The following is a 20,504-nucleotide window of genomic DNA, read 5'->3' on the forward strand; positions in this document are numbered from 1 at the left end:
TGGCCTCCCGGCCGACCAGCAGGGGCACGGTCTGACCTCAGAAGTCACGTGCTTCAGGCGATGAAAGTGCTCACCTGCTGGCGGCTACGGCACCGAGTCTCTACGCCCCGGCAAGTCCCATTAGGCGGTCGTGTCGTTCCGGACTGAACGGGTGTGACGGGTGGGTCAGCCGGTGGTGTCGTACCGAACCCGGTGGCACAGCGCGGGGATCTCGCCGGAAGCGAGGCGCGGCAGCACGTCGGGCAGTTCCTCGAAGGCGCACTCTCCGGTGACGAGGGCGTCGAGCGCCGGGTCGGCGAGCAGGTCGAGGGCGAGGGCGAGCCGGTCTGCGTAGGTGCGGCTGGAGCGGCGGGCCGGGGAGACGGTGCCGACCTGGCTGCTGCGGATGACGAGCCGGCGGGAGTGGAAGGCCTCGCCCAGCGGGAGGCCGATCCGGCGGTCGCCGTACCAGCTCAGTTCGAGAACCGTGCCCTCGGCGGTGAGCAGTTCCAGGGAGCGGGTGAGTCCCTGTTCGGTGGCGCTGGCGTGGACGACTAGGTCGCACTCGCCGAGGGCGTCCTCCGGGGCGGCGAAGCCGACGCCGAGGGCCTCGGCGGTCTTGGCGCGTGCGGGGTCGGCGTCGACCAGCTGGACGCGGACGCCCGGGAAGCGGGCCAGCAGCGCGGCCACCGAGCAGCCGACCATGCCGCCGCCGACCACCGCGATCCGGTCGCCGACCAGGGGCGCCGCGTCCCACAGGGCGTTCACGGCGGTCTCGACCGTGCCGGCGAGGACGGCTCGTTCGGCGGGCAGGCCGGCCGGCAGGGGTGTCACGGCGCTCGCCGGAACGACGTAACGGGTCTGGTGCGGGTAGAGGCAGAACACGGTCTGTCCCACCAGACGCTCCGGCCCCTCCTCCACCACTCCGACATTGAGGTAGCCGTACTTCACCGGGGCGGGGAACTCGCCCTCCTGGAACGGCGCCCGCATGGCCGCGTGCTGGCTCCCGGGTACCCCGCCGCTGAAGACGAGGGTCTCCGTGCCGCGGCTGACCCCGGACCAGAGCGTGCGGACGAGGACCTCGTCCTCGCCGGGGTCGGTCAGGGCGACGTCACGGATCTCGCCCTGACCGGGCGAGGCGAGCCAGAACGCGCGTGCGGTGCGGTTCATCGGCATCCTCCTGAACGTTCGGGAAGTTGTTCACGTACCGAGGTGTGCACAGGTCGCGCACAGTACGCGGCCTTGATCGACTCTGTCACCTGGCCGGAGGAATGTGCGGTGGCCCTGAACAACACTTACGACGCAAGGCTGGTCCAGCAGGAGACCGCTGTGGGAGCGGGCGTTCAGATCCTGTTGCTGGCCCTGCTCGGTACGGCGATCGGCATGGGGCCGGCGGGCTGGCTGAGCGGCCTCGCCTTCGCCATCGCCACCTGGGCGGTGCTCTCCAGGGCACTGCACCGGACCCGGCCGCGCTCCTTCGGCCCGGCCAACCGGGTGACCCTCGGCCGCGCGACGCTGGTTGGCGGGGTGACGGCGCTGGTCGCCGACTCCTTCGAGAGCTCGCCGCCGGTGACGCTGTTCGTGGGCCTGACGGCCGTGGCCCTGATCCTCGACGGCGTCGACGGCAAGGTCGCCCGCGCCACCGGTACGTCGACGCCGCTGGGCGCACGCTTCGACATGGAGGTCGACGCGTTCCTCATCCTGGTGCTGAGCGTGTACGTGTCCATGACTCTGGGCCCGTGGGTCCTGCTGATCGGCGGCATGCGCTACGTCTTCGTCGCCGCGGCCCGTGCCCTGCCCTGGCTGAACGCCCCGCTGCCGCCGAGCACGGCCCGCAAGACGGTGGCCGCGATGCAGGGCGTTCTGCTTCTGCTGGCCGGCTCGGGCCTTCTGCCGTACGCGGGGACCTTCGCCGTCGTCGCGGTGGCGCTGGCCGCGCTGGTCTGGTCGTTCGGCCGCGACATCCTGTGGCTGTGGCGGACGTTCCGGGCGGAGGAGGCGCTGGTGGCGGAGGTGCTGGAGCTGAAGCTGGTGCGGGAGCCCGAGAGGATGGCGTCCTGACCCGGGACACACGCAAGTGCACCCCTTGATTTGACAGAGATCACGACCGCCCGCCAACCTTCCCACATGACATTCATTTTCAAGAAGGTGGAAGGGGCGGAGCGGTAGTGCGTGTCGCGTTCGTCGGCAAGGGCGGCAGCGGCAAGACCACGCTGTCGGCACTGTTCTCCCGCCGGTTGGCGCGCTCCGGCGCGCAGGTGCTCGCCATCGACGGCGACATCAACCAGCACCTGGCCGAAGCGCTGGCCCCCGACGCGGACGGCTCCGAGGCGCCTCCCCTGGGCGCACATCTGACGGAGCTCAAGGACTTCCTCCGCGGCACCAACCCGCGCATCCCGTCCGCCGAGGCAATGATCAAGACCACCCCGCCCGGACACGGCTCACGTCTGCTGCGTCTGCTCGGCGACGACGAGGTGCACGCGCGGCACGTCCGGCGCGTGGGCGGCGTACCGCTGATGGTGACGGGCGAGTTCGGGGAGAGCGACCTGGGGGTGGCCTGCTACCACTCCAAGCTCGGTGCGGTGGAGCTCTACCTCGGCCATCTGGTCGACGGTCCCGGCGAGTACGTGGTGGTCGACATGACCGCCGGCGCGGACGCCTTCGCCTCCGGCCTGTTCGCGCGGTTCGACCTGACGTTCCTGGTGACCGAGCCGACGCTCAGGGGTGTCTCGGTGTACCGCCAGTACCGGGACCACGCACGGGAGTTCGGGATCCGCATCGCCGTGATCGGCAACAAGGTGACCGGCGAGGACGATCTGCTCTTCCTCAAGGAGCACGTCGGCGACGACCTCCTCACCCATCTGGACCACTCCCCCTGGGTGCGCTCGGCCGAACAGGGCCGGGCCGAGCCCGACTTGGAGGCCCTGGAGCCCCAGAACCTCAGCGCCCTGACCATCATGCGAGAGGCGGTCGACGCCCACCCCAAGGACTGGCCGGCACTCCACCGCCACGCCGTCGACTTCCACCTCCGCAACGCCCGGGCATGGGCGGACGCGGCGACGGGCCGGAACCTGGTCGGCCAGGTGGACCCGGACTTCGTCCCGGGTCCGGCCGCGCTGAACTGAACCGACGGACTTCGTGGACACCGTCCGCGCGTCCCTCCCTCACGCCTGGAACGACGGCGGGGACTTCCGGTCATACGATGACAAGTGGGCCGGTGCGCTCTCACAGACCGCAACGCGACGGCACCGGCGGCGCGCGCAGACAGGGAGCAGGCATGATCCGTTCAGCCGACATCCGCGAGTGGCGCAACCATGAGGTGGTCGACCCGAAGGGGCGCAAGATCGGCATGCTCGAAGCGGTCTATGTGGACACGGCCACGGACGAACCGGCCGTGGCCACGATCCGGACCGGGCTGCCCACCCGCCAGCGGCTGGTCTTCGTCCCGCTCGACGAGGCCGTCCTCGGGCCCGGCTATGTCAGGGTCTCCCACGCCAAGGGGGAGGTCCGGAAGGCTCCTTCCATCGGGACGGACGACGTCCTGCCCGCCGAGCAGGAGGAAACGATCTTCCGGCACTACGGCCTGCAGTACAAGCGGGGCATCGGCGGCGAGCGCAAACTCGCACGCCGTTGATCCTTCCTCGCCGCCCTTCGTGGCCGATGTGGCCTTTGTCGCGCTCGGGCGGCCCCGCCACCGAAAGGCGGGACCGCCCTCGCGCCGACACTCACCTCACCGGCGTACTCACCGGTGCCGGCGCATAGCCCGAAGGGCGGGCCGTGAATGTGCCGCGGCCCTGGGTGCGGCTGCGCAACCGGGTTGCGTAGCCGAAGAGTTCGGCCAGTGGCACGGTCGCGGTCACGGCCGTCGCACCGGGCCGGGCGGACGAGCCGGTGACGCGGCCGCGCCTGGCCGCGAGGTCGCCGAGGACCCCGCCGACCGCCTCCTCCGGCACCGTGACCGTGACCTCCGCGACCGGTTCCAGCAGGATCATCGCGCAGGTGCGCAGCGCTTCCCGCAGGCCCAGCCGGCCCGCCGTACGGAAGGCCGTGTCCGAGGAGTCCTTCACATGGGTTGCGCCGTCGGTCAGGGTGACCCGTAGTCCGGTCACCGGATGACCGCCGAGCGGCCCGTCGGCGAGGGCGTCCCGGCAGCCGGCCTCCACCGCGCGGACGTACTCCTGCGGCACCCGCCCGCCGACGACGGTCGAGCGGAACTCGAACTCGCCGTCCAGCGGCTCCACATCGAGGACGACATGGGCGAACTGCCCTGCCCCGCCGTCCTGTTTGACATGCCGGTAGACCAGGCCGGACACTCCGCGGCCGACGGTCTCCCGGTAGGTCACCCGGGGCCGGCCGACGTTGACCTGCAGGCCGTGGGCCCGGCGCAGCTTCTCCACCGCGACCTCCAGATGCAGTTCGCCCATGCCCGACAGCACCGTCTGACCGGTCTCCGGGTCGGTCCGCACGACCAGCGACGGATCCTCCTCCGCCAGCCGCGCCAGCGCCGTGACCAGCCGGTCGCCGTCGGCCCGTCCGCGAGCCTCGACCGCCATCGAGACGACCGGCTCGGCGACACCCGGCGGTTCGAGGACGAGCGGAGCGTCGGGCGCGCACAACGTGGAGCCCGCGCGGGCCGACTTCAGCCCGGCCACGGCCACGATGTCGCCGGCCACCGCCCGCTCCAGCTGGGCGTGCCGGTCGGCCTGCACCCGCAGGATCCGGCCGATCCGCTCGGTGCGCCGCGTGTCCGCGTCCCGCACGGTGTCTCCCTTCTCCAGCGTTCCCGAATAGATCCGCAGATACGTCAGCCGTCCCGTGGCCGTCGCGTTCACCTTGAACGCCAGTGCCGCGAAGGGCGCCTCCGGGTCGGCCGGCCGCTCCTGCTCCGCCCCGTCGTGCATGCCGCGGACCGCGGGCACGTCGAGCGGGGACGGCAGGTAGGCCACGGCGGCGTCGAGCAGCGGCTCGATCCCGCGGTTGCGGTAGGCGGAGCCGCACAGCACCACCACGCCGTCGCCGCTGCGGGTGAGGTCCCGCAGCGCCGAAGCGAGGGTCTGCGGTGCGAGCGTGGAGCGCTCGCAGAACTCCTCCAGCGCGGCCGGATGGAGCTCCGCGACCGCCTCCTCCAGGATCCGCCGACGCCGCTTCGCCTCCTCGCGCAGTTCCTCCGGTACGGGACCTTCCTGCGCGGTGTCGCTTCCGTCGGCCCAGGTCAGCGCGCGCAGACGCAGCAGGTCGACGACGCCCGTGAACCCGCTCTCGCTCCCGATGGGCACCTGCACGACCAGCGGGGCCGGATGCAGCCGCTCCCGGATGGAGGCGACGGCCGTGTCCAGGTCGGCGCCCGCGCGGTCGAGCTTGTTGACGAACGCGATCCTCGGTACGCCGTGCCGGTCGGCCTGCCGCCACACGGACTCGCTCTGCGGCTCGACCCCTGCGACGGCGTCGAACACCGCGACCGCGCCGTCGAGCACGCGCAGCGAGCGCTCCACCTCGTCGGCGAAGTCGACATGGCCCGGCGTGTCGATCAGGTTGATCCGGTGACCGTTCCAGGCGCAGCTGACCGCCGCCGCGAAGATGGTGATCCCGCGGTCGCGCTCCTGCGGGTCGAAGTCGGTGACGGTCGTGCCGTCGTGGACCTCGCCGCGCCGGTGCGTGGTGCCGGTGGCGTAGAGGATCCGCTCGGTGACGGTGGTCTTGCCGGCGTCGACGTGGGCGAGGATGCCCAGGTTGCGGACAGCGGTCAGGGGGTTCGGGTTGGTGCGCACGGCCCATGGCCTTTCGGTCGTTCGGGAAAGGGCAGCGCGATTCCCGGACGATGACGGACCGTCAACGGGCATACGTGGGACCGGTGTCGAGGCACCGGCTCGGGGAGCGCGTCGGCGTCAGACGTTCGTCGCGGGCATCCGGTACCGGCCGCGCAGCGGGCACCGGACGGAGGAGGACACGAGGATCACCTCGTACCGGGACGGGGGAACGACGACAGCGGTGCGGTCGCACACGGCCGGGCTCCCCTCACTCGTCTGACGGATCATCAACGGCCTGCGCCGCCGTGCTGAGGCGGCGGCGCAGACTGTGTGGTGAGTGTAGGGAAGGCACAGGGCGCGGGGCACGGGATTATTTCCGCCGCGGCTCCGCTCCGTATCCCGCTCGTGATCTCACTCGTGGGGTACGACCGCGACCGGGCAGTCGACGTGATGGATGGCGGCGTGGGTGACCGGGCCCGTGCGCCGGCCCGGCCGCTCGGTCAGCCGGTGGCCGACGACCAGCAGGCTCGCCCCGACGGCGGCCCTGAGCAACGCGGTCTGCGCCTTGCCCTCGGTCACGGACTGCACGACCTCCACCTCGGGGTACTTGTCGTGCCACACCTGGAGCACGGCGGACAGGAAGCCCTCCCACTCCTCGGCCCGGTACGGCTCCTGCACCAGCGCGAGGTCACCGGGGCCGAGCCCCAGCGCGGAGGGCGCCTGCCAGGCGTGCACGACACGCAGCCGGGCGCGCCTGAGCCGGGCGGCCTCGAAGGCGAACTCGATCACCTCGTCGCAGGGGGCGCCGAGGTCGATGCCGAGGACCACGTCCCGGTAGCCCGTGCTGGTGGACGCGCCGTGGTCGTCCGCCGGCAGGTGCTCGTCCGCCGCCTCCTCCCCGGCCCGCACGAGGACGACGGGGCGGGTCGCCCGTGCGACGACGCCGAGGGCGACCGAGCCCACCAGGAACCCGGTGAAGCCGCTCAGCCCGCGGGAGCCCACGACCAGCAGTTCGGCCTGCCGGGCCGCGCGCAGCAGGGCCTGTGTCGCCGGGCCCTCGACCTGTTCGTCCTGGAGGCGCACCCCCGGGCACGCTTCGAGGACACGCTGCTCCGCCTGGCGCAGGACACGCCGCGCCAGATGGCGCTGGGCGGCGTTGGCGGTCTCGCCGTCCCCCTGCCGGGGATGCCAGTTCCACGCGTGCACCAGCCGCAGCGGGCGCTCCCGGCGCACGGCCTCCCTCGCGGCCCACTCTGCGGCGGCCAGACTCTCGGCGGATCCATCCACACCGGCGACGACGGGCGCAAGCATGACGCACACCTCCAGAAGAAGATCCTTGCCCACTACCAGAGTTGCGCGGTGACGGCCTTGCCGGGAGGGGCCGCCGGGCCCTCGCCGGGGACCGACCGGCCCATGCGGCCGGCCCGCCCGCCGGTCAGTCCGGGAGCAGCAGCCGGTAGGTCTCCCCGGGCTGCAAGGAGACCTCGCGGTCCGGCAGCCTGACGTCGATCGGGGCCAGGTCGGACGACGGCACCGCAATCTCCAGCTGTTCGCGCTCCAGCCGCAGCCGTACTCCCCAGTGCCCCTGGTAGCGGATGGCGAACCCGTACGAGGACAGCTCCGGCAGCGGTACGGGGTGGAGCCACAGGGCCCCGTCCCGGGTCTCCAGGCCGGTCAGCCCGCGCTGGACGAGGTCGAGGGTGCCGGCCATGGCGCCCAGGTGGATGCCCTCGGCGGTGGTGCCGCCCTGCACGTCGGCGATGTCGCCCCGGAGGGCCTCCTGGCAGAACGCCCACGCCTCGGCGCGCCGGGCCCGGGCGAGGACCCAGCCGTGGACCAGGCCGCTGAGGGTGGAGCCGTGGCTGGTGCGGTGCATGTAGTAGTCGACGGTGCGCCGCCAGATGTCGTCGTCGAGCCGGTGGCCCAGCCTGCGGAAGAGGCCGCGCAGTTCGGCCGGTGAGAAGAGATAGCCGAGCATCAGTACGTCGGCCTGCTTGGACGCCTGGTAGCGGTTGACGGTGTCGCCCTCCGCCTCCAGGATCCGGTCGAGGCGCCGGATGTCGCCGTACTGGCGCCGGTAGCCGTCCCAGTCGAGCTCGGCGAGATCGCCGTATCCGTCGAACTGGCTGATGAGGCCGTCGTGGTAGGGCACATGGAGGGTGCGCGAGACGTCCTCCCAGCGGGTGAGTTCGCCGTCGTCGAGGCCGGTGCGCTCGACGAGTTCGCGCCGCCCGGGCTCGGGGAGGGTGCGCAGCAGCTCCAGGGTGCGGGTGAGCACCCAGGCCGCGGTCACATTGGTGTAGGCGTTGTCGTCGAGGCCGGGCTCCTTGGCGTCGGGATAGGCCTCGTGGTACTCGTCCGGGCCGACGACGCCCCGGATGCGGTGCCGACGCAGGCGCTCGTCGTAGGTGGCCGAGTCCGCCCAGAAGCGGGAGATCTGCAGCAGCATCTCCGCACCCTTGGTGTGCAGGAACTCGGTGTCGCCGCTGGCCTCGCAGTACTGCCAGACGTTGTACGCGACGGCCGACCCGACATGGTGCTGGAGCCGCGAGTGGTCGGGCAGCCAGCGCCCCGAACGCGGGTTGAGATGCAGCTCTTGTGTCTCCTCGCGGCCGTCGCTGCCGCTCTGCCACGGATACATCGCGCCGCGTCGGCCGGCGGCGCGCGCCGCGGAGCAGGCCTGCTCCAGTCGCCGGTGACGGTAGCGGAGCAGGGCCCGGGACGTCTCGGGGAAGTGCAGGTTCAGATACGGCAGGACGAACAGCTCGTCCCAGAAGACATGGCCGCGATAGGCCTCGCCGTGCAGTCCCCGGGCCGGTACGCCGACGTCGAGGTCGGCGGTGTGCGGCGAGAGGGTCTGCAGCACATGGAACAGGTGCAGGCGCAGGATGCTGCCCGCCTCGCCGGGGACGTCGAGGGCGGCCCGGCGCCAGAGCTGCTCCCAGGCGGTCAGATGCGAGGCGAGCAGCTGGTCGAAGGCGGGGGCCGCGCCCACCCGGTCGACCGCGGCGGCGAGCGGGTCGCTGATCGCCGGGTCGTGGGAGGTCTGCACGGCGACCGTCTTGTCGACGACCGCGGTGCTGCCGTCCTCCAGGTGCAGATGCACCCGTTGGGTGGCGTACGGCGGTGTGGTCGAGGTCAGCACCGCGGCGTCCGCGGTCAGCCGGGCCGCCATGCCGACCCGGATGTCCGAGGTACGGGTGCGGCAGCGCAGCCACACGGTGTCGGGGACGGCGGCGCCGGTGTGCACATGGGTGAGGTGGTGGCCGTCCAGGTCGCGGTAGCGGGCCACGCCGGCGTTGGTGACCCCGCCGTCGAGCGTGGCCTCGACCTCGAGTTCGCCGGAGAAGCCCTCGGCCGTGAACTCGGTGCGCAGGGCGGCGAGATGAGGGTCGGCCATGTGCACCAGACGCTGCTGGCGCACCGACAGGGCGCGGCCCTTGCCGAGCGTGTAGCGGGTGCGGCGCTCCAGCAGGCCCGAGGTCGGATGGAGGATCAGCCGGTGCTCTGCGACCGTCGCCGTGTCCGGGGTGAGCCACTGCCGCCCGTGGAGGCGGAAGCGCAGCGGCAGCCAGTTCGGGAGGTTGACCATGTCCTCGTTCTCGACCCGGCGTCCGGCGACCCGCGAGGTGAGCCGGTTGTAGCAGCCGGCCACATACGTGCCGGGGTAGTGCACGTCGTCGGCGGTGCACTCCGGCAGCGCCCCTCGGGTCGCCAGGTAGCCGTTGCCCAGCGTGCACAGTGATTCCCGCAGACGCTCGTCGGCGGGATCGTAGCCCTCGTACTCCCAGGTCCAGGCCGTCACCGCGGTGCTGCTCCTCTCCCGAGTGGTACCGGGACACGGTCACATGTGGTGCGGCACGATCGCCACCGGGCATTCCGCGTGGTGCAGCAGCGTGTGCCCCACCCGGCCCAGCTGGAGGCCGGAATGGCCGTGCCGGCGCCGGGCGCCGACGATCAGCAGATCGGCGGCGGCCGACCGGTTCAGGAGTACCCTGCGGGCCGGTCCTTCCACTGTGACACGGCGCACATGCACGTCCGGGTGGTCCGCCATGGCGTCATGGAGCAGCGTGTCGAGCAGGGCGGACGCCCGCTCCTCGTGGTAGCGCGCCGGTTCCCCGGCGAGCAGGGGGTGGTCGGTGGTCTCGTGCGCGGGGCAGCGCCAGGCCCGTACGACGTCCAGGACGCAGCCGCGTGCCTCGGCCTCGCGGAAGGCGAACCGTACCGCCGCACCGCAGGTCTCGGGTTCTCCGGCGCCGAGGAGGATGCGCTCATGGGTGCCGGCGAGGCCCGCCTTGTCGCCGCGGACCACGATCACCGGGCAGTGGGCCCGGGCCGCGACGGCCAGGCCGACCGAGCCGAGGAGCATGCCCTTCAGCTCACCCCGGCCGCGCGATCCGGTCACCAGGGCGGCGGCGTTGTTGCCCTCGAGCAGCAGCGTGGACACCGCGTCCTCGGGGACCAGTTCGGCGACGACCTTCACTTCGGGGTTGCGCAGCCGGGCGCGCTCCGCGGCGGTGCCGACGATGTTCTGAGCCGACACCTGATCGGCGGGACGCTCCAGGTTGCCCGGACGGACGGGACCCTCGTAGCGCTCCCACAGGGAGCCGTGCACGATCCGCAGCGGCAGACCGAGCCGGGCGGCCTCGTCCACCGCCCAGTCGACCGCAAGGAGGCTCGCGTCCGATCCGTCGACGCCTACGACCAGGGGCAGTTCCATGCTCCTCACCGCCTTTCGCCGGGCTGCACAGCCGTGCAGCCGAAGCCTCTACCGTCACCGTCGCACCGTCGGCCGGGCGGCGGCAGGGGCGGTTCGGCCCTCGCCGGGGGACGCTCGGCCCGGACGACCGGCTCCCTCAGCAGCGCGCGGACGCGTGGTGCTCCGCCGTCTCGGACCGCCGGGGTGCCTGTGGCGGCGGGCCCTGCACGCGGCGGCGCAGCAGCCGGACGGCCAGCGCGTCGAACACCGCGGTGAGGACGAATGTCACGCCCATCGCCGCGACCAGCAGGACGGCGAACCGTTCCCAGAGCTCCGGCGTCAGACTCGTACCCACTGTCCCCACTCCCCTCGGGTCGGCATAGCTCCTGTCCCTTCCAGCCAACTCCCTTGCGGGCAGCGGCACATGAGCCGAACGGCCCCAGTGCGGGCGGGCAACGGTCCCTGTGCCCGGGACCGCCGTCGCCGGCGGTCCGCGCGGATCGAAGGCCGAACGGCCCTGGCCGCTTCGCGGCTGACGTGGTGTGCTGAGAGGGACGGGAAGGATCCGGCAGAGAGACGCGGAGAAGCGGCCGGGGCCGCGCACCGCGCAATCAGGATCCGCGAGAAGCGGATGGGGTCCTTCCCGTCCTCACCTGTGCGGCCACGGCCCGCCGACGGGCGATCACGCCCCCCACCTGCTCGGCGGGGCCCTCGCCGATCGGGGTGCCGGCGACGTCGGCGGTGCACACCACCAGGTGGCCGGTCGACGGGTCCAGCCCCCGTGACCGGCTCGACGGCCGCGCCGAGACCGTGCGGCCCATGGAGGGCGGTCGGCGGCAGCCGCAGCACGGCCGCCCCGGAAGGTGACCGGACGGCTTTCAGGTGCGGGCTCGGGCGCCCACCGCGGTGGCCACGGACGGCCCGGCGAGGCTGCGCCGCGAGAGACCCGGCTGCGGGCACCGGCGCACGCCGGGCGCACGAGCGGATCGGTGCCGAACGGGACGACCGCCCGCACGCCGCCTCGCCGTTCTCGACCCCGGCCGCCCGCATGGCCACGGTGGCTACGCCGGGCCCGGCCGCCCCTGCCTTGCCGGTGCCGGCGCCCGGCTCCTCACCACCGCGACCGCGGATCACCCGACATACTGCGCCGCGTGCGATACAGACGCGTCAGCGCAACCGTGAGGAACACCGCGACCACGCCCGCCGAGGCGGCGACCGCCCGCACGCCGTCCTCACGGTTCTCGATTCCTGCCGTCAGCAGGACGGTCGCGGTGGCCGTGCCGGCGAGGAGGCCGAGGGCGAGCAGGGTCGCGAACACGCCGTGGGCGGTGGTCGCGGCCCGGGGTGCCTCGTGGCGCAGTGCGGCCCATTGGCGGGCGGTCTCGCGGTCCTCGCGCCCGTGCTGGACGCCGGCCCGGATCCGCAGGCACCCCGAGAACGAGGTGCCCGCGGCAGCCACGGTGGCGGGCGCCGCCCACGTCTCGACGACGAGCAGGAGCAGGGCGACCGCCGCGACCGTCGTCCAGCCGCCGAGGCAGGCCGCCGCCGCGAAGCGGCGCGACAGCGGCCGGTCTGCGCCCGCGCGCAGATCGGCGAGGGCGGGGAGGTACCAGACGCTGCCGGCGGCGGTCAGCAGCGCGGCGCCGAGCGCGGGGACGGCATGGGACACGGCCCGCTCACCGCGCCTCGAGTGCGGCGAGCTCGGGGTGGTGCACATCGAACGCCGGGGACTCGGAGCGGATGCGCGGCAGGCGGGCGAAGTTGTGGCGCGGCGGCGGGCAGGAGGTGGCCCATTCGAGCGAACGGCCGTAGCCCCAGGGGTCGTCGACGTCGACGCGCTTGCCGTACTTCGCCGTCTTCCAGACGTTGTAGAGGAACGGCAGGAGCGACAGACCGAGCAGGAAGGACCCGATCGTGGAGAGGGTGTTGAGCGCGGTGAAGCCGTCGGCGGCGAGGTAGTCGGCGTAGCGGCGCGGCATGCCCTCGGCGCCGAGCCAGTGCTGGACGAGGAAGGTGAGATGGAAGCCGACCGTCAGCGTCCAGAAGGTGATCTTCCCAAGGCGTTCGTCCAGCATCTTCCCGGTGAACTTCGGCCACCAGAAGTGGAACCCGGCGAACATCGCGTACACGACGGTCCCGAAGAGCGTGTAGTGGAAGTGCGCCACGACGAAGTACGAGTCCGAGACGTGGAAGTCCAGCGGCGGCGCGGCCAGGATCACGCCCGTGAGCCCGCCGAAGGTGAAGGTCACCAGGAAGCCGGTCGCCCACAGCATGGGCGTCTCGAAGCTCAGCGAGCCCTTCCACATGGTGCCGATCCAGTTGAAGAACTTCACGCCGGTGGGCACCGCGATCAGGAACGTCATGAAGGCGAAGAACGGCAGCAGGACACCGCCGGTGACGTACATGTGGTGGGCCCACACGGTGACGGACAGGCCGGCGATGGCGATGGTGGCGGCGACCAGGCCCATGTAGCCGAACATCGGCTTGCGTGCGAAGACGGGTATGACCTCGCTGATGATGCCGAAGAACGGCAGCGCCAGGACGTAGACCTCGGGGTGGCCGAAGAACCAGAACAGGTGCTGCCACAGCAGCGCTCCGCCGTTCGCGGCGTCGAAGATGTGGCTGCCGAACTTGCGGTCGCATTCGAGGGCGAACAGCGCGGCGGCGAGCACGGGGAAGACGATCAGGATCAGTACGCCGGTCAGCAGCACGTTCCAGGTGAAGACCGGCATGCGGAACATGGTCATGCCGGGCGCGCGCATACAGATGATGGTGGTGATGAAGTTGACCGCGCCCAGGATCGATCCGAACCCGGAGAGCGCGACGCCCATGATCCACATGTCGGCGCCGATGCCCGGTGAGTGCACGGAGTCGGACAGCGGGGCGTACAGGAACCAGCCGAAGTCCGCGGCGCCCTGCGGGGTGAGGAAGCCGCCGGCGGCTATGAGGGAGCCGAACAGGAACAGCCAGTAGGCCAGCATGTTCAGCCGGGGGAAGGCGACGTCGGGGGCGCCGATCTGCAGCGGCATCAGCCAGTTGGCGAAGCCGGTGAACAGCGGCATCGCGAACAGCAGCAGCATGATCGAGCCGTGCATGGTGAACGCCTGGTTGAACTGCTCGTTCGAGACGATCTGCAGGCCGGGCCGGGCGAGCTCGGCCCGCATCACCAGCGCCAGCGCGCCGCCCACGAGGAAGAACGCGAACGCCGACACCAGGTACATCGTCCCGATCTTCTTGTGATCGGTCGTCGTCAGCCAATCGATCACGACCCCTCTGGTCCGCGGTCGCACGGCAGGAGGCCCTGATACGGTCCCGGCGGCCCCGGGCCGGACGGTCCCGGCATCTCCTGGACTCTGTGTGCGGCCCTGCACCCTCTTGACGTCCACCGGGACGTGACCTCCAGCTCTGGCACGGATCGGGAAACACCGGGAGGGCCGGACAGTGCGGGGGAGCCGGCCCTTCCCGGCAGCCCTCATGATCACGGGCGGGGACCCGGGCCCCTAGGGCCGAACAGTCCCTGACCGCCCAGGGCCGAAGGTCCCTGTTTCAGAGCTGCGTCTGCCAGTGGGGTCCCGGCACACGTGTCTCCCGCGTGGCGCCGCGGGGCCACACCACCTCGACCGGGATGCCGCGCGACCGGGCGTAGGCCACGAGATGGGCGGTGGCGTCCCGGCCGTCGGAGGGCGAGCCGTCCCAGACCGCGAGCACCTTCAGGCTTCCGGCGACGAGACGCTCGTCGGCGCCGATGCAGGCGGCTCGGTCGGCGGGATCGAAGCCCAGCAGCCGGACCTGCTCGGCCAGCAGCAGCAGTTCCGCCGCTCCCGACCGGTCGGGTTCGGGCAGGACGGCGGGCACCGAGCGCTCGGTCGGCAGCAGCACCACGAGCCTGCGTCCCGCCGCGCGCACCGCCCGCCCGAACACGACGGGCAGCCCGGCCCCGGCGCGTACGAGACCAGCGGCGCCCTCCGTGAAGCGCCCGAGGCGGCCGAGCAGTTCGGCCTCCACCAACTCCAGCGTCGCCGCGGTCAGATCCGCGTGCCCCACCGCGACGATCACCGCGCCACCCGGGCGGTCGTCTTCCCCAGCATGCCTGTCCTCCTGCCCTGAACGAGTACGCGAAGGCAGTGAACCGAGGCGTGGGCGTCGTGCGGTAGGGCCGAACGGTCCCCCGGAGGGGCTCATCGGGAGGACTGGAAGTCGAACACCAGCCGTGCTTCCGCCCGTCCGCCGAGGACCTCGTCGAAGGACTCGTTGACCTGCTCCAGGCGCCGCGGTTCGGCGATCACCTCGGTGCGTCCGGCCGCGTGCAGCGCGAACACCTCGGCCAGGTCCTGGCGGGTGCCGACGATGGAGCCGATGACGGAGATCCCGAACAGCACCGTCTCGAAGATCGGTACGTCGATCGCCGCATTGTCGGCCGGAAGCCCGACCATCACCAGGCGTCCGCCCCGGTTCAGCGACCGGTAGGCCTGCTCGAACGCCTTGGGCGCGGCGGCGAGCACGACGGCCACGTCCGCGCCCCCGGCTTCCTTGATCTCCTCGACCGGGTCGTGGGTGCGGGCGTCGACGAGCTGGTCCGCGCCGAGCCGGCCCGCCAGTTCCAGCTTGTCGGCTTCGAGGTCGACGGCGGTGACGAGTCCGCCCACCAGACGCGCGTACTGGACGGCCAGGTGCCCGAGGCCGCCGATGCCGAAGACGGCTACCCGTTCGGCCGGGACCACACGGGCGACCTTGATCGCCTTGTACGTGGTGACGCCCGCGCAGGTCAGCGGCGCCGCCTCGAACGAGGACACGCCGTCGGGCACTTGGACGACCGCGCCCGCGTCGGCGACGGCGTACTCTGCGTAGCAACCGTCCACGGAGTAGCCGGAGTTGACCTGGCTCTCGCAGAGGGTCTCCCATCCGGAGACGCAGTAGCGGCAGGTGCCGCAGGACGAGCCGAGCCACGGGACGGCGACCCGCTTGCCGACCAGGTCGGAGGAGACGCCCGCGCCCACGGCGGTGACCGGTCCGACGCCCTCGTGGCCGGGGATGAACGGCGGCTGCGGCTTGACCGGCCAGTCGCCGTGGGCCGCGTGGATGTCGGTGTGGCAGAGGCCGGAGGCCTCCATGCGGACGAGCACCTGGCCGGGGCCGGGCTCGGGGACGGGCAGGTCCCGGATCTCCAGGGGCTTTCCGAGGTCGGTGACGACTGCTGCCTTCATGTGCTTCCTCTCCTCAACCGGAGGTGTTCCGGTGTGTGTTGGCCGGTCGGCGGGCGGCGGTCAGCCGCGCGGCAGCCGGGCGGCCACGTACTCGGTGAGGTCGAGCAGCCGGTTGGTGTAGCCCCATTCGTTGTCGTACCAGCCGAACACCTTGACCAGGTCGCCATGGGCCTGGGTGAGCGGGGCGTCCAGGACGCAGGAGGCGGGGTCGCCGACGATGTCGCGGGAGACGATCGGGGCGTCCGAGACCCGCAGAACGCCCTTGAGGGGGCCGTCGGCGGCCTCCCGGAAGGCGGCGTTGACCTCGTCGGCGGTCACGGACCGCTCCAGGACGATGCTCAGGTCGGTCAGCGAGCCGTCCTCGACGGGCACGCGTACGGCGATGCCGTCCAGGGTGCCGGCCAGCTCGGGCAGGACGAGCCCGACGGCGCGCGCGGCACCGGTGCTGGTGGGAATGATGTTGACGGCGGCGCTGCGGCCGCGCCGGAGGTCCTTGTGCGGACCGTCCAGTACCACCTGGTCGTTGGTGTAGCCGTGGATGGTGGTCATCAGCCCCTTGACCAGGCCGAAGTGCTCGTCGAGCACCTTGACCATGGGCGCCACGCAGTTGGTGGTGCAGGAGGCGTTGGAGACGACGTCGTGCCGCTCCGGGTCGTAGGTGTCCTCGTTGACACCCATCACGACGGTGGCGTCGACGTCCTTGCCCGGCACGGACAGCAGCACCTTCTGGGCGCCGCCGTTCAGGTGCTGCCCGGCGGCCTCGCGGGTGCGGAAGCGGCCGGTGGACTCGATGACGATGCCGACGCCGAGGCCGGCCCAGTCCAGGGCGGCCGGGTCGCGTTCGGCGGTCACGGCGACACGGTGCCCGTCGACGGTGATCGAGGTGTCGTCGTGTTCGACGGTGCGGTGCAGACGCCCGTAGGTCGAGTCGTGTGCCAGCAGATGGGCCAGCGTGGCCGGAGACGTGAGGTCGTTGACCGCCACGACCTCGACGGGGGTGCCGGTCGCGGTCTCGGCGCGCTCCAGAACACAGCGCAGGTAGTTGCGGCCGATGCGGCCGAAGCCGTTGATGCCCACGCGCACGCTCATGTCCGTCGTCCTCCCGGGTCGGTGCCCGGTGGTCTCCGGGCCGCGCCTCAAGCCTGTCGGCCGGGGAGGGGCTGAGCTTGGGCCGTAAGGGGGCGGGCCGCGGGCCGAACGTCCCGTGGCCCGCCCCGGCGTCAGTGTCCTTCCTGCCGGAGCCGGTCCTGGACCTGGGTGGCGATCACCGCGGCCTGGATGCGCCGCTCCACCCCCAGCTTCGCCAGCAGCCGCGAGATGTGGTTCTTCACCGTCTTCTCCGCCAGATACAACCGCTGCCCGATCTGCCGGTTGGTCAGCCCCTCACCGATCAGCGCCAGGATCTCCCGCTCCCGCTCCGTCAGCCCCGGCAACGCATCAGGCTCCGGCTCCTTCTCCTGCTCACCCCGCAGCCGCGCCATCAGCTTCGCCGTCGCACTCGGATCCAGCAACGACTGCCCCGCCGCCACCGTCCGCACCGCCGACACCAGATCCGACCCCTGGATCTGCTTCAGCACATACCCCGACGCCCCCGCCATGATCGAGTCCAGCAACGCCTCCTCGTCATCGAACGACGTCAGCATCAGACACGCCAGCTCCGGCATCCGCGACCGCAGCTCCCGGCACACACTCACCCCGTCCCCGTCCGGCAGCCGCACATCCAGCACCGCCACCTGCGGACGCAACGCCGGCACCCGCACCAGCGCCTGCTCCGCCGTCCCCGCCTCACCGACCACCGTGATGTCCGGCTCGTCGTCCAGCAGGTCATGCACCCCCCGCCGCACCACCTCGTGATCGTCCAGCAGGAAGACCCGGATCGGGTCACCGCCGCCCGTCCGCTCCACGTCCGCCATCCCACAACTCCCTCACACATCGCGCACCGCCGCCCGGCCACGCAAACGACGGCGCTCCTACCCACCAAGATCATGCCCCGCGCCCGGGCCGAACGGCCAGGGACCAACGGCCCCCATTCCACCCCGGCCAGGGCCGACCGGTCCGCGGGACGGGACCGCCGGTACCTGCCGTGCTTCCGGTCCCGGCACCACGCTGGAAGTGACCAGTCCACCATGCCCCGGTCCCAGCGGAGGAGCGCACCGTCATGGTCCGTTACGTGTACGACTTCACGGAGGGCGGCCGCGACATGGCCGGCCTGCTCGGCGGCAAGGGAGCGAACCTGGCCGAGATGACCCGGCTGGGCCTGCCGGTGCCGCCCGGGTTCGTCGTCAGCACCGAGGCCTGCCGGGCGTTCCTGACCGGCGGCGCCGAACCGGAGGGGATGTCCCGGGAGATCGCCCGGCATCTGACGGCCCTCGAGGACGGTGCGGGGCGGCTGCTGGGACAGCCCGACGACCCGCTGCTGCTGTCCGTCCGGTCCGGGGCACGCTTCTCCATGCCCGGCATGATGGAGACCGTCCTCGACATCGGCCTGAGCGACGCCTCCGTGCTGGGCCTGGCCAAGGTCTCCGGCAGTGAACGCTTCGCCTGGGACTCCTACCGGCGTCTCGTACAGATGTTCGGCAGTACGGTCATGGGCGTCGACGGGACGCTGTTCGAGAACGCGATGGCGCGGCTGAAGGAACTGCGCGGCGTCCGCGACGACCTGCACCTGGACGCGGGCGACCTCGCCGAGCTCGTGGAGACCTACAAAGACATCATCCTCGACGTGACCGGCGCGCACTTCCCGCAGTCCCCGACCGAGCAGCTGCGCCGGGCGGTGCTCGCCGTGTTCCGGTCCTGGAACGGTGAACGCGCCCGGCTGTACCGGCGGCGCGAGCACATCCCCGACGACCTGGGCACCGCGGTCACCGTGCAGCGCATGGTGTTCGGCAACCTCGGCCCCGACTCCGGCAGCGGAGTCGCCTTCACCCGCGACCCGGCCACCGGGCGGCCCGGTCTGTACGGCGACTACCTGTCCAACGCGCAGGGCGAGGACGTCGTCGCCGGCATCCGCAACACCGTGCCGCTGACCGACCTGGAGCGTCTCGATCCGGTCTCCTACCGGCAGCTGCTCGCCCATATGAGGATCCTGGAGAACCACTACCGGGACCTGTGCGACATCGAGTTCACCATCGAGCGCGGCCGGCTGTGGATGCTGCAGACCCGGGTGGGCAAGCGCACCGCCGAGGCCGCCTTCACCATCGCCGCGCAGCTGACGGACGAAGGACTCATCACCCCGGACGAGAGCCTCGCCCGGCTGAGCGGGGACGGGCTGGCCCGGCTGATGTTTCCGCGCTTCGACACCTCCGCGACCGGCCGGGCGCTCGCGCACGGGCTGCCGGCCTCTCCGGGGGCGGCCGTCGGCGCCGCGGTGTTCGACTCCGCGGAGGCGGTGCGCCGTGCCGAGGCCGGCGAGCAGGTCGTCCTGGTCCGGCAGGAGACCACCCCCGACGATCTGCCCGGCATGGTCGCCGCGCAGGCCGTGCTCACCAGCCGCGGCGGCAAGACCAGCCACGCGGCCGTGGTCGCCCGCGGCATGGGCAAGGTGTGTGTCTGCGGCGCCGAGGAGCTCACCGTGGACCCCGTGGCCCGTCGCTTCACCACCCGTGACGGCACCGTCGTGGAGGAGGGCATCGTCATCTCGGTGGACGGCTCCGCCGGCGCCGTGTACCCGGGCGCGGCCCCGCTGGTCGACTCCGCGGTCATGCGCCATCTGGAGACCGGCGAGCAGGGCGAGGACGCGCCCGGCGTGGTCGACGCGGTCGCCCGTGCCCTGCGGCACGCCGACGGCGTACGGCGGCTTCAGGTGCGGGCCAACGCCGACACACCCGAGGACGCCGCCCGCGCCCGCCGCTTCGGAGCGCAGGGCATCGGCCTGTGCCGCACCGAGCACATGTTCCTCGGCGAGCGCCGCAAGCTGGTCGAGCAGATGATCCTCGCCCACGACGAGACCGCCCGAGCCCAGGCCCTGGACGCCCTGCTGCCGCTGCAGCGCGAGGACTTCGCCGGCATCCTCGCGGCGATGGACGGGCTGCCGGTCACCATCCGGCTGCTCGACCCGCCGCTGCACGAGTTCCTGCCCGACCGCACCGGACTCGCCGTCCGCATCGCGACCGCGGAGGCCCGCGGCGAACGGCCCGACCCGCATGACACGGAGCTGCTCGACGCCGTCGGCCGTATGCACGAGGAGAACCCGATGCTCGGCCTGCGCGGGGTGCGTCTCGGGCTGGTGGTGCCCGGTCTGGTCGCCATGCAGGTGCGCGCCATCGCCGAGGCGGTCGTGCAGCGCATCCGGGCCGGCGGCTCCCCCAAGGCGGAGATCATGGTGCCGCTGGTCGGCGCCGTGGAGGAACTGCGGATCGAACGCGAGGAGGTGGAACGGGTCCTGGCCGAGGTCTCCGAGGAGACCGGCGTCGCCGTGAGCTGCCCGGTCGGCACGATGATCGAGCTGCCCCGGGCCGCGCTCACGGCCGGCAAGATCGCCGAGCAGGCGGAGTTCTTCTCCTTCGGCACCAACGACCTGACCCAGACCACCTGGGGCTTCTCCCGCGACGACGTCGAGGCCGCCTTCTTCTCCGCCTACCTCGACAAGGGCATCTTCGCCACCTCCCCGTTCGAGACGCTCGACCGCGACGGTGTCGGCCGTCTGGTGCGGATCGCCGTCGACGAAGGACGTGCCGCCCGGCCCGGCCTGAAGATCGGGGTCTGCGGGGAGCACGGCGGCGACCCCGACTCCGTTCACTTCTTCCACACGGCGGGACTGGACTACGTCTCGTGCTCGCCGTTCCGGATCCCCGTCGCCCGGCTGGAGGCCGGCCGGGCCGCGCTGTACGGGACCGAGACGAGCGACAGCCGGTGAACAGCCCCCGGAAGCCGCGA

At 72.1% G+C, this 20,504-nt stretch carries 16 protein-coding genes; 4 read left to right on the forward strand and 12 right to left on the reverse strand.

The features are described from left to right. Positions 1-165: 165 nt before the first annotated feature. The gene (locus F7R91_RS02430; protein WP_150943970.1) at positions 166-1,149 is read right to left on the reverse strand and encodes a zinc-dependent alcohol dehydrogenase; all 984 of its coding nucleotides are present in this window, start codon (positions 1,147-1,149) and stop codon (positions 166-168) included. Positions 1,150-1,257: 108 nt separating this feature from the next. Here F7R91_RS02430 and F7R91_RS02435 point away from each other — a divergent pair, with 108 nt between their 5' ends. The 3 genes from F7R91_RS02435 to F7R91_RS02445 all read left to right on the forward strand — a co-directional run bounded on the left by F7R91_RS02435 (position 1,258) and on the right by F7R91_RS02445 (position 3,613). Further along, complete coding sequence (locus F7R91_RS02435; protein WP_150944782.1) at positions 1,258-2,040, forward strand: CDP-alcohol phosphatidyltransferase family protein; 783 nt, start codon at positions 1,258-1,260, stop codon at positions 2,038-2,040. A gap of 107 nt (positions 2,041-2,147) precedes the next feature. Continuing rightward, positions 2,148-3,104: an ATP-binding protein gene (locus F7R91_RS02440; protein ID WP_150943972.1), complete on the forward strand. Its 957-nt coding sequence runs from the start codon at positions 2,148-2,150 to the stop codon at positions 3,102-3,104. Between the two features lie 152 nt (positions 3,105-3,256). Further along, the gene (locus F7R91_RS02445; protein WP_150943974.1) at positions 3,257-3,613 is read left to right on the forward strand and encodes a PRC-barrel domain-containing protein; all 357 of its coding nucleotides are present in this window, start codon (positions 3,257-3,259) and stop codon (positions 3,611-3,613) included. A gap of 91 nt (positions 3,614-3,704) precedes the next feature. Here the strand turns inward: F7R91_RS02445 and fusA are convergent, their stop codons facing one another. The 11 genes from fusA to F7R91_RS02505 all read right to left on the reverse strand — a co-directional run bounded on the left by fusA (position 3,705) and on the right by F7R91_RS02505 (position 17,542). Further along, on the reverse strand, positions 3,705-5,747 hold the full coding sequence (gene fusA / locus F7R91_RS02450) for an elongation factor G (protein WP_150943976.1): 2,043 nt from the start codon (positions 5,745-5,747) through the stop codon (positions 3,705-3,707). Between the two features lie 390 nt (positions 5,748-6,137). Further along, positions 6,138-7,037 carry a universal stress protein gene (locus F7R91_RS02455; protein WP_150943978.1) on the reverse strand — a complete coding sequence of 300 codons (900 nt, stop codon included), beginning with the start codon at positions 7,035-7,037 and terminating at the stop codon, positions 6,138-6,140. A gap of 124 nt (positions 7,038-7,161) precedes the next feature. Then, on the reverse strand, positions 7,162-9,531 hold the full coding sequence (locus tag F7R91_RS02460; RefSeq protein ID WP_150943980.1) for a glycoside hydrolase family 65 protein: 2,370 nt from the start codon (positions 9,529-9,531) through the stop codon (positions 7,162-7,164). A 39-nt stretch (positions 9,532-9,570) separates the two neighbouring features. Further along, a complete protein-coding gene (locus F7R91_RS02465) occupies positions 9,571-10,446 on the reverse strand; it encodes a universal stress protein (RefSeq protein WP_150943982.1) in 876 nt (291 codons plus the stop codon). A gap of 136 nt (positions 10,447-10,582) precedes the next feature. Further along, on the reverse strand, positions 10,583-10,780 hold the full coding sequence (locus tag F7R91_RS02470) for a hypothetical protein (RefSeq protein WP_150943984.1): 198 nt from the start codon (positions 10,778-10,780) through the stop codon (positions 10,583-10,585). A gap of 756 nt (positions 10,781-11,536) precedes the next feature. Continuing rightward, positions 11,537-12,094, reverse strand: coding sequence for a hypothetical protein (locus tag F7R91_RS02480; protein ID WP_225320500.1), 558 nt, complete (start codon positions 12,092-12,094; stop codon positions 11,537-11,539). 7 nt (positions 12,095-12,101) lie between these two features. Further along, entirely contained in the window at positions 12,102-13,796 is a 1,695-nt protein-coding gene (ctaD, locus tag F7R91_RS02485) for an aa3-type cytochrome oxidase subunit I (RefSeq protein ID WP_150944784.1), read from the reverse strand. A 175-nt stretch (positions 13,797-13,971) separates the two neighbouring features. Beyond that, complete coding sequence (locus tag F7R91_RS02490) at positions 13,972-14,481, reverse strand: hypothetical protein (protein ID WP_150943988.1); 510 nt, start codon at positions 14,479-14,481, stop codon at positions 13,972-13,974. A gap of 122 nt (positions 14,482-14,603) precedes the next feature. Continuing rightward, a complete protein-coding gene (locus F7R91_RS02495; RefSeq protein WP_150943990.1) occupies positions 14,604-15,629 on the reverse strand; it encodes a zinc-dependent alcohol dehydrogenase in 1,026 nt (341 codons plus the stop codon). Positions 15,630-15,689: 60 nt separating this feature from the next. Beyond that, the gene (gene gap, locus F7R91_RS02500; protein ID WP_150943992.1) at positions 15,690-16,718 is read right to left on the reverse strand and encodes a type I glyceraldehyde-3-phosphate dehydrogenase; all 1,029 of its coding nucleotides are present in this window, start codon (positions 16,716-16,718) and stop codon (positions 15,690-15,692) included. A 131-nt stretch (positions 16,719-16,849) separates the two neighbouring features. Further along, the gene (locus F7R91_RS02505; RefSeq protein ID WP_150943994.1) at positions 16,850-17,542 is read right to left on the reverse strand and encodes a response regulator; all 693 of its coding nucleotides are present in this window, start codon (positions 17,540-17,542) and stop codon (positions 16,850-16,852) included. A 245-nt stretch (positions 17,543-17,787) separates the two neighbouring features. Between F7R91_RS02505 and ppdK the strand changes: the two genes are divergently transcribed. Beyond that, complete coding sequence (ppdK, locus tag F7R91_RS02510; RefSeq protein WP_150943995.1) at positions 17,788-20,484, forward strand: pyruvate, phosphate dikinase; 2,697 nt, start codon at positions 17,788-17,790, stop codon at positions 20,482-20,484. Positions 20,485-20,504 lie beyond the last annotated feature (20 nt).

It is taken from the genome of Streptomyces luteolifulvus (assembly GCF_008806595.1).
Taxonomy (GTDB): domain Bacteria; phylum Actinomycetota; class Actinomycetes; order Streptomycetales; family Streptomycetaceae; genus Streptomyces; species Streptomyces luteolifulvus.

Coding starts and splice junctions, on each gene's coding strand:
- F7R91_RS02455 (WP_150943978.1), bottom strand. CDS start 7,037: ATGCTTGCGCCCGTCGTCGCCGGTGTGGATGGATCCGCCGAGAGTCTG.
- F7R91_RS02505 (WP_150943994.1), bottom strand. CDS start 17,542: ATGGCGGACGTGGAGCGGACGGGCGGCGGTGACCCGATCCGGGTCTTC.
- F7R91_RS02495 (WP_150943990.1), bottom strand. CDS start 15,629: ATGAAGGCAGCAGTCGTCACCGACCTCGGAAAGCCCCTGGAGATCCGG.
- ppdK (WP_150943995.1), top strand. CDS start 17,788: ATGGTCCGTTACGTGTACGACTTCACGGAGGGCGGCCGCGACATGGCC.
- gap (WP_150943992.1), bottom strand. CDS start 16,718: ATGAGCGTGCGCGTGGGCATCAACGGCTTCGGCCGCATCGGCCGCAAC.
- F7R91_RS02430 (WP_150943970.1), bottom strand. CDS start 1,149: ATGAACCGCACCGCACGCGCGTTCTGGCTCGCCTCGCCCGGTCAGGGC.
- F7R91_RS02465 (WP_150943982.1), bottom strand. CDS start 10,446: ATGGAACTGCCCCTGGTCGTAGGCGTCGACGGATCGGACGCGAGCCTC.
- F7R91_RS02445 (WP_150943974.1), top strand. CDS start 3,257: ATGATCCGTTCAGCCGACATCCGCGAGTGGCGCAACCATGAGGTGGTC.